Origin of the sequence: Halobacteriovorax sp. YZS-3-1 (assembly GCF_047084945.1) — a bacterium.
GTDB classification, from domain to species: Bacteria; Bdellovibrionota; Bacteriovoracia; order Bacteriovoracales; family Bacteriovoracaceae; genus Halobacteriovorax_A; species Halobacteriovorax_A vibrionivorans.
This window is the reverse complement of record NZ_JBKIYI010000002.1, coordinates 125,353-137,500: the sequence shown is the minus strand read 5'-3', so window position 1 is coordinate 137,500 and position 12,148 is coordinate 125,353. Positions and strand designations below refer to the sequence as shown.

At 34.8% G+C, this 12,148-nt stretch carries 11 protein-coding genes and 1 tRNA gene; 5 read left to right on the top strand and 7 right to left on the bottom strand.

Annotation, left to right across the window (positions count from 1 at the left end):
* Positions 1-4: 4 nt before the first annotated feature.
* Positions 5-886, bottom strand: coding sequence for a YicC/YloC family endoribonuclease (locus ACMAZI_RS10550; protein ID WP_115362027.1), 882 nt, complete (start codon positions 884-886; stop codon positions 5-7).
* Positions 887-1,026: 140 nt separating this feature from the next.
* Positions 1,027-1,710 carry a hypothetical protein gene (locus tag ACMAZI_RS10545; RefSeq protein WP_334678770.1) on the bottom strand — a complete coding sequence of 228 codons (684 nt, stop codon included), beginning with the start codon at positions 1,708-1,710 and terminating at the stop codon, positions 1,027-1,029.
* Between the two features lie 186 nt (positions 1,711-1,896).
* On the opposite strand from ACMAZI_RS10545, the gene ACMAZI_RS10540 reads away from it, so the two are divergent.
* The gene (locus tag ACMAZI_RS10540; RefSeq protein WP_412474071.1) at positions 1,897-2,766 is read left to right on the top strand and encodes a flagellar basal body-associated FliL family protein; all 870 of its coding nucleotides are present in this window, start codon (positions 1,897-1,899) and stop codon (positions 2,764-2,766) included.
* On the opposite strand, the gene ACMAZI_RS10535 is transcribed toward ACMAZI_RS10540, so the two are convergent.
* The gene (locus ACMAZI_RS10535) at positions 2,755-4,029 is read right to left on the bottom strand and encodes a sigma-54-dependent transcriptional regulator (protein ID WP_412474070.1); all 1,275 of its coding nucleotides are present in this window, start codon (positions 4,027-4,029) and stop codon (positions 2,755-2,757) included. The genes ACMAZI_RS10540 and ACMAZI_RS10535 overlap by 12 nt on opposite strands.
* 53 nt (positions 4,030-4,082) lie before the next feature.
* On the opposite strand from ACMAZI_RS10535, the gene yihA reads away from it, so the two are divergent.
* On the top strand, positions 4,083-4,760 hold the full coding sequence (gene yihA / locus ACMAZI_RS10530) for a ribosome biogenesis GTP-binding protein YihA/YsxC (protein ID WP_115362035.1): 678 nt from the start codon (positions 4,083-4,085) through the stop codon (positions 4,758-4,760).
* A gap of 6 nt (positions 4,761-4,766) precedes the next feature.
* Here the strand turns inward: yihA and ACMAZI_RS10525 are convergent, their stop codons facing one another.
* Positions 4,767-5,057, bottom strand: coding sequence for a hypothetical protein (locus ACMAZI_RS10525; protein WP_115362037.1), 291 nt, complete (start codon positions 5,055-5,057; stop codon positions 4,767-4,769).
* Between the two features lie 76 nt (positions 5,058-5,133).
* On the opposite strand from ACMAZI_RS10525, the gene ACMAZI_RS10520 reads away from it, so the two are divergent.
* A complete protein-coding gene (locus tag ACMAZI_RS10520) occupies positions 5,134-6,048 on the top strand; it encodes a lysophospholipid acyltransferase family protein (protein ID WP_412474069.1) in 915 nt (304 codons plus the stop codon).
* Positions 6,048-6,998: an NAD-dependent epimerase/dehydratase family protein gene (locus ACMAZI_RS10515; protein ID WP_115362041.1), complete on the top strand. Its 951-nt coding sequence runs from the start codon at positions 6,048-6,050 to the stop codon at positions 6,996-6,998. The genes ACMAZI_RS10520 and ACMAZI_RS10515 overlap by 1 nt, the downstream gene beginning before the upstream one ends.
* A gap of 21 nt (positions 6,999-7,019) precedes the next feature.
* On the opposite strand, the gene ACMAZI_RS10510 is transcribed toward ACMAZI_RS10515, so the two are convergent.
* Positions 7,020-8,927: an alkyl sulfatase dimerization domain-containing protein gene (locus ACMAZI_RS10510; protein WP_412474068.1), complete on the bottom strand. Its 1,908-nt coding sequence runs from the start codon at positions 8,925-8,927 to the stop codon at positions 7,020-7,022.
* 212 nt (positions 8,928-9,139) lie between these two features.
* On the opposite strand from ACMAZI_RS10510, the gene ACMAZI_RS10505 reads away from it, so the two are divergent.
* Positions 9,140-9,225, top strand: a tRNA-Leu gene (locus ACMAZI_RS10505).
* 42 nt (positions 9,226-9,267) lie between these two features.
* On the opposite strand, the gene ACMAZI_RS10500 is transcribed toward ACMAZI_RS10505, so the two are convergent.
* Together ACMAZI_RS10500 and ACMAZI_RS10495 are read right to left on the bottom strand one after the other, a co-directional pair.
* The gene (locus tag ACMAZI_RS10500; protein WP_412474067.1) at positions 9,268-9,918 is read right to left on the bottom strand and encodes a hypothetical protein; all 651 of its coding nucleotides are present in this window, start codon (positions 9,916-9,918) and stop codon (positions 9,268-9,270) included.
* Between the two features lie 120 nt (positions 9,919-10,038).
* Positions 10,039-12,144: a hypothetical protein gene (locus ACMAZI_RS10495; RefSeq protein ID WP_412474066.1), complete on the bottom strand. Its 2,106-nt coding sequence runs from the start codon at positions 12,142-12,144 to the stop codon at positions 10,039-10,041.
* Between the last annotated feature and the right edge of the window lie 4 nt (positions 12,145-12,148).

Below are 12,148 nucleotides of genomic sequence, written 5' to 3'. Positions count from 1 at the left end.
CATATTACTCGAGGTTTAATCCTTGTTCACGAATTTTCTCAAGTTGAACCTTCATTTGAACAACGGCTTCAGAGATCTCTTGTATCGTTGACTTTGAGCCAGTTGTATTTGTTTCTCGGTTCAACTCTTGAACTAAGAAGTCCAGTTGACGTCCAACTTCTCCACCTTTAGATAGAATATCATTTAACTTCGTCAGGTGGGCATTAATTCGGTTAATTTCTTCGTGAATATCCATTTTCTCAAGATAGAAGATTACTTCCTGCATAAAGCGAGGCTCATCTGTAGGCATTGAAGTTTTGTATTCTTCAAACTTCTTTTCTAATCTTTCTTTTACTGTATCTTGAAATTCTTGAGATTTATCTGTGACTACCTTAAAAAAGCTCTCATATGCTTGTTGGTGCTTTTCAATTACACTCAGCATCTTCTGGCCTTCGCTTCGACGTGACTCTTTTAAATTTTCAATCGCCAAATCTAGCGCCTCTAAGGCATAGCTCGACATTTTTTCAATAGAAGACTCATCCACTTCTTTCATGAATTCATTTCTTAAGAAATCTGTCGGTTTGATATCAAGTTGAACATCATTAGCATCGGCCAAAATTTTCATGGAACTAACAAATGCGTTCACTTTTTCTTTATCGATATCATCAAAACGTGATTTAGTTTCAAGCTTCTTGTAATTTACATTAATATCAAAACTTCCTCGCTTAAAGTTTTTAGCGATGCGATTTCTCATTTCTAATTCAGTACTATTAAAAAGTGAGGACATCTTAAATCTAATGTCTTTAAAGCGGTGATTAACTGTCTTAATCTCAACAGTTAATTGAAGTTTGTCATCTCCAGCTTCGCCTTTACCAAAACCAGTCATTGAATGTATTTCTTTGGCCATTTCCTCTCCCAATGAATGACTTTTTTAACCTAATTAAAAGACCTTATCAACAACAAGCTTTATAATAATATTCAATATTTACTAGCTTAAATATAACGCAGTCCATATCAAATCTATTGCTGCTGAATTGGCCTCTTAGATTACTCTAAAGTCCATCCATCAACCTTGCCTTTACTAAAGAAGACATATTTACTGTCCCCATTCTCATAAAAAGTCCAACGCTCATTGCCAAGTCTAGGATTACCGGCCGTATCAACTCGGTGTGGATTTCCCCATCTCTGTATAACGGCTTTCTTATCCATTCCGATCTCGATTTCACGATGTGCCTGTGCTCTTGGTGAATAATGAAAAACTGAAGCTAAATTACGACTTTTTGCGCTCGTCTTTCTATTATGTCTAAAACTTCTTTGATTGCGGTAAGCATATAGATTCTCATCATATTTCTTTTGTTCATATCGCCCTAAACTTAAATAATAGAGCTTTTGTGAATCATTTTCGAAGTAGCGCTCTTTACGATAAAACTCTTCGCGATCAGCTGGCCTTAGGCTATTAAGCTTACCTTGTAGCTCACGCTTAAGCCTTCGATCCTGGGTCCACTCTGGATAATCTTCTTCACTTGCGGGAGTTCTCTCCATCATCTCTTCACGAGTATAGCGTTCATAACTTGGATCGCCCCCAACTGTATCAAAGGCCTTTCCTGGGCTAAAAAGTGCAAATCCATCATCTTCTTCTGTTCCCATCTCATTTAAGAAACGACGGTCCATAGAAATTGGCCCACACGAAACGATTGCTATTAATGAAAGTAGTGTTAATGCTTTAAGCATAATTTCTCCTTACTTATCTCCCCCATCTTCTGCACTTTACGGTGAAAATAGGTGAAATTCTTAAAATTTGCCCACATTTAGCTCAATTTCAGCAAAATCTACCTAGCTAAATGTTTTACTCAGGAATACTTAGGAAATCTCATTTCCTACCGATAAGAATTAGAGAGAATAATGGGGATTTTCCATATGATGGACAAATGGGTCAAACTTGAAAATTTAATCAATGGGCTTTTAATTAAGCTTGTTAACTTCTTTAAGAAGTTAACGCCCAATAGTTTCAAAAATACATACCTTGGAGTTAAGAACTCTATTAGTAAATTCTTTGCAACCTTTGCAAAGATCCCTCTTTTATTTAAAGAAAATGGAAAACGTTGGTTTATGGCAAAGCTTGCCATCATTATCAGTTTTCTAATGGCCAAGAAAGAGTCTGCGGCGAAACTAGTAGCATCTCTAAAAGGCTTTAAGTTAACGGGAGAGCTTCCTCTCCTAATGTATAAAAGTACACAGCAATTTGTATCAAAGAATATTGTCGCAAAAGTTGCTGCACTATCTCCTGCAAAAGCAGTAGGTCTTACTTGTACCCTTACAGTCTTTTCACTTGGAGGAATTTCTGTTTATCAAAATGTAAAAGAAATTGCTGATAAAACATCCCCAAAGCAAGTTAGAAAAATTGCAAGTGTATCTAAAGAAGACAAAGAAAGATGGGGAAGAACAAGATTTCGCAATATTCAAAAACAACGAATCTTTCTAAGGAATGTCTATATTCCAATTTATATCAAGAATAGAAATGGAATGAAGAACTTACAAATTGATGTTTCACTTAAAACTAATAATCGCTACACCGCTCGTTACTTCTACAAGCCAGAAAACGAGATCATGATACGCGATCGATTAAACTCTTCTCTCCAGGCCGTCGTACCTAACTTTCCTCTCGAACCAGAGGGAAAGAAGATTATTAAGGAAAAAATTCGCAGAGAAGTTAATCATCTCATAGAAGACTTAAAGATCGAAGGCCGTGTCGATGAAGTATTCATTCACTCAATTTTAAATGGCTAGAACGGAGCGAACGGTCTGATCTGATACCTTCAATAAATTTGATGTCGCCTTTACATTTTGATGACAACGATTATAAACCTTTAAAAAGTACTGATATTTAAGTTCTCGATAACTCGGAAGATTTTCTTCGATATCTGAAACGAGATTACTTTTACAAGTAAGCTTCAAAAGTGCTTCATCAATTTCACAATATGTTAGTAAACTTCCCTTTGATTTAATTTTCTTCTTTTTTATATGAGCATTGATTTGTCTTATATTACCAGGCCATTCATATCCATGATAAAAACTTTTCAATTTAGGATGAATTGTAATTCCAAATTTCATCTCATATGAATCTAGAATATCTTGTAGCCTGTCTTTATTTTTACGAAGAGGCTTTAAGAAAATAGTTTCCTCAGAACTGATTCGATAATAGAAGTCTCTGCGCATCTCTCCCTTATTCACTAAGTTTAATAAATCTTGACCAGAAGAAACAATAAGACGAGTTTTCACATATTGTGGTTGATTCTCTCCAACAGGATAATAGAGCCCATCATCGAGAAAGAGTAGCAATTTAGTTTGCAGCTCTTTTGATATCGAATCAATCTCATCTAAAAAAAGAGTTCCTCCATTAGCACGTTTTAATGCTCCATCCTTATCATTTACTGCTCCAGTAAAAGACCCTTTTCGATGGCCAAATAATTCTGATTCAAGAGTTCCTTTTCCAAAGGCACTTAGATTTAAATGAACAAACTCCCCTTTAACTTGGCTTTCTTCATGTAGTTTTTTGGCCAGAAATGATTTTCCTGTTCCCGTTTCACCTTCAATTAAAACATTAAGACTGGGATGAATTGAGTTAATTAATTCTGAATGAGAGCGATCATAGGAATCACAATTTATTGGAGCCTTAATCTTAAGTTTATTGCGGCCAATAATAACTTCATCTCCAATTCTTAGATATGCATGAGAAGTATAAACACCATTGACCTTTATAAGATTTCCTCCCTTTTGATTACATGAAATACTGTAAATATCCCCAATATTTGTTGGAATTAAACTAATGCGAAATTTAACTTCAAGACCTTCATCAGGATTTATTAATTTAGGTAAAGTGATACTTGTGGCCGAAATAATCAGATCCTGACCACTTAAAACCAGATCATACCTTGTTCTCTTGAGCTCAATACGCCTCTTTCGTCCAAAAAGTGGTGTAATTTCTATATGATGGCCGAAATGGCAAAATGTATCTTTTACAAGCTTATCTAACTTTGGTACTTCTATCATGATATAACTCCTTGGAAATTAAGCACACTATAAATAATTGGAAGATAAAAGATATGGAATATAAAGTTGCCAGAGGTACTACAAAATTCAAATACGGAATGACTGATTCAAATCAATTAGTTGAATGGTTAAATGAAGAAAAACCAATTGGAGTAAGCTTTATTGGGCGCTCTAATGCAGGAAAATCTTCAACTATCAATTCTCTTTTTGGAAAGAATACAGCAGTTACTTCAAAAACTCCTGGTCGAACTCGACAAGTAAATATCTTTTCGTTTCAACTTGAAAAGGAAGGAAAACCTGTTGAGGACTTACCTCCATTTTACCTCTTTGACCTTCCTGGATATGGACATGCAAAAGTTTCTAAAGACATGAGTGCACAGTGGGCCCATCTAATGGATGAGTTCTTTAGAAATTGTGGTGATCAGAATCTAATGCTTAATCTTCAAGATGCTAGACACCCAAATCAAAAAGCAGACCTCGTCTTTAGAGATTACCTTGCTCCTTTTGGGCATGAAGCATTTTTACTATTTAACAAATTAGATAAGCTAAAAACTCAAAAAGAAAGAGCGGCGCTTAATAAATTAAAGCCAGAGATCTTTAAGCAACATAAATGGGTTTCGCAAATTCACTTTATTTCGGCATTAAAAGGCAAAGGTCTTCCTCAACTAGAAGATGCCATTGTAAATTATCTACTCTTACAAAATGAGCTTAATAAGCAAGCTTCAATGTAAGAAAGATTATTTCTTAGATTTAATTTTTGAGACATCTTTTTCCATAAGATCGAGCTGATTTTCGTACTCTTCAATTTCTTTTAAGAGTTCATTAACTCTTGGATTTTCCCACTCTAATATTCCACTACGAAGATGTTTAGCGGCAAGCTGGCCAAGTTCTTGATACTTCTCATTGAGAGCTGCATTAGTATGAGAAGCAGTAAGCATTTTCTTACCAATAACAGTAGCTTTTGACAGTTCCTGAGAGCAGTCATCAACTATTCTCTTAATCTTGGTTTTCCATTCCTCTTTTTGCATAATTCACTCTTTCAGATAGAATAAAGTAAGGGTTTCCCCAATAATTGTTATAGCAACATCTTACAAAAAGTTGAGTATGATTTCATTAGATTTTTTCACTAAAAAATTCATTAGTTTTGAACAAGTTCTTGAAAAAAAACTCTCAGCTTACTTAGAGATGCTTACCAATAAAGAAAAAGAACAAGTTGAGAAATCTTATCAAGCACTTCTTGAAAAATACGGTGAAAATGAAGATCCTTGGGGACTAAATATCCCAAAGGCCAGAAAGAGTATCGAAATACTCTACGCCATATATCAGCATTATTTTAAAGTACGCTTCTTTGGTAAAGAAAATATTAAAGACGAACATTATATGGTTATTTCAAACCACTCAGGACAAATCGCTATTGATGGCCTACTAATAGGCTGTGCCTTTGCTTTTGAAGTTGATAAACCAAGAGTATTAAGGCCAATGGTTGAGAGGTTTTTTACAGCACTTCCCTTTATAAATAAGTGGTCTGCTGAGTGCGGAGCAGTCTTAGGTGACCGCGACAATTGCCTAAATCTTTTAAAACGAAAAGAATCTCTACTCATCTTCCCAGAAGGTGTTCGTGGAGTATCAAAGAGTACTAGTGACTTTTACAAACTTCAGGACTTTACAACAGGGTTTTATCGTATGGCCCTTAAAAGCGGAGTTAAAATACTTCCTGTTGCAGTCGTTGGAGCTGAAGAAGTTTTCCCTTATGTATATCAAGCTAAAGGGATTGCCCAAGCACTTAATCTTCCCGCATTACCCATAAGTGCCAATTACTTTCCTCTACCTTCTCCTATCGATATTCATGTCGGTAAACCAATAGAGCTTCCAACTGATATTAATTCAGAAAGTGAAGACCATTTGATCACACCACATATAAGAGAGATTGAAAGAACAATTCAAGAGATGATTAATAAGGGAAGAGAAAAAAGAAGACCTTGGATCTTCTCAAAAGATCAAAAAAAGGATGCAAATTAATGAACAAGCAACCTTCAATTCTTATCATTGGTGCCGCTGGTGGACTTGCCAATATTCTATGTGGAATACTGTCAAAACGCAGAAGTGAATGTCGTGTCATAGGGATCGATACAAGGGCCTTAAAAAATGATATCGACTTTGAGAACTTCTCTTTTGAAAGAATGAGATACACTCGAAGAAATTTTGAGAAGCTTTTTAGAGAAAATAAATTCGATGCCATCTATCAACTTGGACGTCTCACCCCTCCAGGTGGGACAATTGAACAACGCCTAAGTTTTAGTCTCGTCAATACAAATAAGGTTTTAGAATTAGCACAGAAAAATAAAGTAAAGAAATATATCCTATTAAGCTCGTACCATGTTTATGGAGCACTTGCAGATAATCCAGTTTTTATTACTGAAGACTTCCCTCTTAGAGCAAGTATCAAACACTCAGAATTAAGAGATGTTACCGAAGTTGATGCTCTATGTACGAACTGGATGTGGAAAAATCAAGATTCTATTGAGACTGTTGTGCTAAGGCCATGTAATATTATTGGGCCTCAAATTGATAATACAATCACAAAGTACCTAACATCACATATGACACCTGTTCCAATTGACTTTAATCCGATTCTTCAATTCATTCACGAATATGATATGGCCAATATATTGTTTGAAACATTAGATAAAGTTCCAACAGGTGTATATAATGTTGCTCCAGACCAGACAATCTCCTTACAAGAAGCAAAGAAAATCATCGGTACAAAGAATATCCCATTTCCTATATTCACTGTAGGAGTAGTTTCTAAAGTATTTAAAAAGCTATGGACATTTCCGGGGTACTTTTTAGACTTTCTTATGTATTCATGTGTTATTGATAATTCTAAGATTCAAAAATATATTTCAAAAGATATTTTCAAATACGATACGAAAAAGACTTTATCGCTATTAAGAAAGCCCCTCCCTTAAAAAAGGAAGGAGCTATAAAGTTTAGTCTTCTTGCTCACTCGCAATTGAGCGCTCAACAAGCTGCTTAAGTGCTGGATCATTTTGCCAATCATAAATCATATCAAATTTAGAGAAAGCAGAGATCGCTTTTTCATTAGAACCTTCTGTCACAGAAACGAGGTCCTGCTGAATCAAATTCTCAACATTATCGAGATTATTATAGATACTCGACCATACTTCAGGCTTCATTCTTAATTCGACAGTTTTTTCCTTTTCGATTCTCTTTTGATCATCAACAAAGTCAACAACTGCATTTCTAATATTTAGTCCATATTTCATACCGTTGCCAAAATCCAGAGAAATAAATTCTCTAGTTCCTACTGACTGCTCTGGATTAATTCTAATCCTAAAGTAGTTCACAAAGTCACCAACATTATTAACAACTTGAGTCTTATCTGCTGGTGCATTCTTAATTATTGCAGCTTTACCTTCAGCTTCTCTTGCTTGGCTAAGGGCCCAGCTTCGAGCTGTCGTCGCAAGACTTCTATATCCAATTTCATTGAGACAATTTGCCTTAATCTTACGATTATCCTTACTGTCATTAACATCCACTAAATATCGTGCTAACTGACAAGACCACTGGTAATCACCATCACGATAAGCCTTATCTGCAAGATACTTAACACGTGCTTCCCCACCCATAGACATTACCATACGGTTAGCTTCATCTTTTGGGTGAAGCTTAAACAGAGTTGTCGCATCACGATTAAATTGCCCAAAGATTGCTGTAAAAATACGAGGGGCCATTGTCGAAATTGGGCCATAGTTTTGAATCAATGTCGCTTCTTCTGAAAGATATTCAGGAAGTTTTACAAAATAGCGAAGTTCATCAGGCCCCATACCAAGTGCAATACCCTTGAGAGTTTGATCAAGAACATAAGACAGGCCATCTTGATAATTTTGTAATCTTTGTGCAACTTTCTCTGCTCCAACAACACTTGTCGAATGTGTACTCATAAGAACTTCAGGTTTTAATTTTTTGATTAACTCAACTGACTGTTTCCATCCTAATGGATTTCGATAACGTCCACCACGTAGACTATAAATATTTGGATACCAGCCCCACATGACATTATTTAAAACTGCTTTCTTAGATGGGATATGTACGAGAACTTGATTATTAGTGTCAGTTCCAACTCCTTCTGTATAAAAGACCATCTGAATTCCAGCCACTGTTAATTTTTGACCATCTTTAACGGGAGTATTTACAGGTACAAATCCAGAGGCTCCTGGAATAATGGTATTTTTAAATCTGGCATCAGGACCTGAGTCTGGAAGATAGAGATTAAATTGTTCAACTGATCTTGCCATAAGAACACCTCCAACCTCTGGATGAAGAGTTGAAACTCCTCCAGTAGTTAGCATTTCTTTATTTGTATCCGGATGGCCGATGATTCGAATCCTTGAATTTCCACGCTTCTTTTCTTCATCAACAATATACTTAGTACCAAGTGCATAATGTTCATGAGAATAGATAATGGCCTTAACAGGATAATTTGTGACCTTTCTCATTTCACTATAGAACTGTTTTGCGTCATGGGCATTATCTCCAGTATCATAGATAATGACTCCACCCTTGCCTACAATGAAATGCGAGTTTACAATACTCTCACTTCCAATAGTGTAAAGACCGTTTCCTAAGTTAACTGTTGTCAACTTATCATAAGAGCCTCTCTTCTCACTTTCTGATGGAAGATTTAAATAATCTTTTGTCTCTTGAGTGACTTTTGCTCCATTTTCAAGTGATACAAGTTTATCTTCTTTAGCATTCATCATTGGGTTTTTAAAATACTGCTTGGTTTCAGTGAATGCCGTCGACATGACACTTGTGCCTCGTCCAACAAAGAATGAGATTAGGCATAAAAATACAATTGCAAATCCTAGTTTCATAACTTTTCCTTTTTTATAGTTACGTAAACTTTTTCGGAACTGTATTCACATGTAATAAGTTAAGAAAGGTAAATTATTAAATGAAGGTTTTTTATTTTAAAACAACATTATTAAAAACCCAGCCATGGTGCGCGGCACAAATAAAGACTAATAATATTAATAATTGACTGATATTTCATATATGAATAGACTTATAACTCACGTATCTCTATGCCTTGGTGGTGGAATGGTAGACACGACGGATTCAAAATCCGTTGCTAGCAATAGCGTGCGAGTTCAAGTCTCGCCCGAGGCACCATAAAAAAAGACTAGCTTATGCTAGTCTTTTTTATTCTTATAATTAATTTGGCCAAACAAAGTATTTTAAAAGAGTTCTCTCTAAATTATCAAGATTAACTTCTGTAGATACTAGAAGCCTTCCATCTTTTTCAATAATATGCTCGCCAGACATTGTCACAGGAGAGATTCCAACTTCTAAGTTTGTAACATCCATGACAAATCCACTTTCTTTAATCTTTGCAATTACTGCTAAAACAAGATCCTTTCCTAGGTGAAACTCCTCTGTATTAGAGCTATTATGTAGGAAAAACAAAATTCCATCCTCTGTAACAGTATCAAACCTAAAATAGTGAAGAAGTACTCTTTCTAAAGTATCTTCATCAATTGTAATTGAAACAAATAGCTTCCCATCCTTTAATACACTTAATCCTTCAGGCATCTTAACTGGTGTTATACCAATATCCAAAGTTGGTTGAATTGGTGTAAAGCCTTCATCAATGATTCCCTTAAGAACAGAGTTAACAAGTTCTCGTCCTCTTAAAAACTCTTTTACATTTGCTCCGTTATGAGCTGAATAATGTATCTTTAATGATTTAACTGAGTCAGTCAGTGCGTATTCAACAGTATTTAAAATATCAGATGTTTGAGCACTAGCGCCTTGTGCAAATAGTAAATTTAATAAAAATAGTGTTGTTGTAAGAACTCTTTTCATTTCCCCTCCATACAAGTTAATTAAAAAATTAGATGTACTTGTAGCAATAGAAAAAGACTCAGAGTACTTAAAGAAGGTTAATTGTAAGTAAAAAAAAAGGCCCTAAAGCAGGGCCTTTCTTTACCTTGTTATTGTTGTTAAATTAGAACATTTATTCTTTTTATAAAACTTTTGTAAGCCAACTGTTCGATCGCGATTATTAACAATCTCCATCATTATTTGACCTAGGCGGTCTGCTCTTAATCCCTTATGACCAAATTTATCATCCAGGTACTCTTGGGCTTCTTCTAATGTCAACTCTTTACCGTAAAAGTTAATCGTACGAGCAACATTATCAGCAACTTCTAATGAGTAAGTCTCTCCTTCAATTTCAACTTCACTTCTTCCTAATTCTCTTTGCATTGAGATTTTCTTTAAGTAATTTCTAGCAGTAATGATTCTTCTTGCTAGAATTGCTGAATCATTATGAGACTTAATTTTTCTGCGATCCTTATTATCAGCATCTCCAAAGATATCATTATTTGTGGCCAAAAAGTCATAACCAAGCTCTGATAACTTTTGAGCATAAACCCATACTTCTCGAGTTGTTTGAACATCAACACAAGCATTTAGTTTTCTATCTTCGCCTAAGTCATCAGACTCACCAGATTTACTAATATTGTAATACTTCTCTAAATCCTTATACTTATCATTAAAGTTCTTATTTTGATCTTCTGCCATACTTCTCATTTTATCGACAAATTCACGGCCGTACTTTCCGTATACATGATTTCTAATGATATCTAATGATTTAATAATTTCTCTTAGATCACCATCCTTAGAGTCTTCAGACGAGTATTCCTTTTTTGCAATAATCGCAGCAAGTCTATTGTCGACATCTGAAATTGCAGCTAAAGCATCAGTGATTCTCTTTTCTCTCTTTTTAAGATCTTCACTCTTTAATAGTTCCTTATACTCTTTCACTGTTATATTTTCATCACCCAAAGAGATAATATATGTGTCATCAAATATTGATCTTGCTTTCTCTCTCTTTGCACTAATATTTTTAAGAACACGATTGAAAGAGCTTGCCATATCAGCAAGAAATTCTTTGTTAAAGTCTTTCACGCTCATTTCCATAAGTGCCATAGGATTATCCAAAAGACTTAGTTTCTGCTTAAATAAAATATTTAAGAAACGATCAGCTCCTTTTGACTCTGAAATATAAGAATCTAAGTACTCTTCTAATAAATCTTTAGAAAAAGCCAACTCTCCTAAAACTTCAGCTTGCTGATAGCGAGCAGACTTTCCTGGCAGATCTGTTAAAGGGGTTTTCATCTTCTCATAGAGACCTGAGATTAATTTTTCAACTTCTGCATCTATCTTATTAACTTCTGCCGACTTAATCTTTTCAAACTCTGCTTCAACATTTTCTTTCGCTTTTGCTAATGCTTCATAATCTTTTTTAATTTGTGCAACAAGTGCTTTTGAAAGTTCACGATCTGTATAGTGTCTTTGAGTGTCAATATCAAAAATTTCTAAAGCTTTCACCTGATTACGAACATCATAGTAAGCACAATTAAGTTTTACGAAAGTATTTATATCTTCTTCATTTTCAAATTCAAATCTATCATTAAAGATATTGCTTACAAATCTTAAGATTGAAGCAACTGCTAATCCACCATATGCAACAGTAATTCCAGATGGAGAATATAAACCAAATTGTGAAAATGTTTGAATGATATCTGCTGATCGTTCTAAGAAAGGTGTTCTCTCTAAACTAGAACAACTATTATTTGAAAATAACGTATTTACCCCATTTATTACTTGAGCTACAGGAATACCATCTACAGTTACCTCTTCACTACTTGGGATTACATCTGTCGTTTCTTTTCCTTGCTCTTCTTTCAATTTATTTAATTCAGTTTCTAACTCATTTGAACTATCAATAAGGTTTCCAATTAAAGACTCATTCCCATCAAAACAATCATCTTTAAATACCGTTACAATATTTTTTAGACTTGTTAATGCTTGTTCATATGAGCGAGTGTTATTTAGTGGACAAAACTCTGGACGAGTAAGTGGTAATTTATTTCGAGATACAACATCTTTGATTTCAGCTTCAAGTTGTGAATCTAGTTTTGCATTCTTAATGGTCCTCACATAACTCTCAAAATCAGAAGCATGAGCACTAACTGATGTGGACAAGATAAGAACTGAAAGAACTCCAGACATTACTCTTTTCATTTTA

Bases quoted from the DNA above. Each gene is read 5' to 3' on its own strand.
- ACMAZI_RS10550 (WP_115362027.1), bottom strand. From the start codon at position 886: ATGGCCAAAGAAATACATTCAATGACTGGTTTTGGTAAAGGCGAAGCT.
- ACMAZI_RS10545 (WP_334678770.1), bottom strand. From the start codon at position 1,710: ATGCTTAAAGCATTAACACTACTTTCATTAATAGCAATCGTTTCGTGT.
- ACMAZI_RS10540 (WP_412474071.1), top strand. From the start codon at position 1,897: ATGATGGACAAATGGGTCAAACTTGAAAATTTAATCAATGGGCTTTTA.
- ACMAZI_RS10535 (WP_412474070.1), bottom strand. From the start codon at position 4,029: ATGATAGAAGTACCAAAGTTAGATAAGCTTGTAAAAGATACATTTTGC.
- yihA (WP_115362035.1), top strand. From the start codon at position 4,083: ATGGAATATAAAGTTGCCAGAGGTACTACAAAATTCAAATACGGAATG.
- ACMAZI_RS10525 (WP_115362037.1), bottom strand. From the start codon at position 5,057: ATGCAAAAAGAGGAATGGAAAACCAAGATTAAGAGAATAGTTGATGAC.
- ACMAZI_RS10520 (WP_412474069.1), top strand. From the start codon at position 5,134: ATGATTTCATTAGATTTTTTCACTAAAAAATTCATTAGTTTTGAACAA.
- ACMAZI_RS10515 (WP_115362041.1), top strand. From the start codon at position 6,048: ATGAACAAGCAACCTTCAATTCTTATCATTGGTGCCGCTGGTGGACTT.
- ACMAZI_RS10510 (WP_412474068.1), bottom strand. From the start codon at position 8,927: ATGAAACTAGGATTTGCAATTGTATTTTTATGCCTAATCTCATTCTTT.
- ACMAZI_RS10500 (WP_412474067.1), bottom strand. From the start codon at position 9,918: ATGAAAAGAGTTCTTACAACAACACTATTTTTATTAAATTTACTATTT.
- ACMAZI_RS10495 (WP_412474066.1), bottom strand. From the start codon at position 12,144: ATGAAAAGAGTAATGTCTGGAGTTCTTTCAGTTCTTATCTTGTCCACA.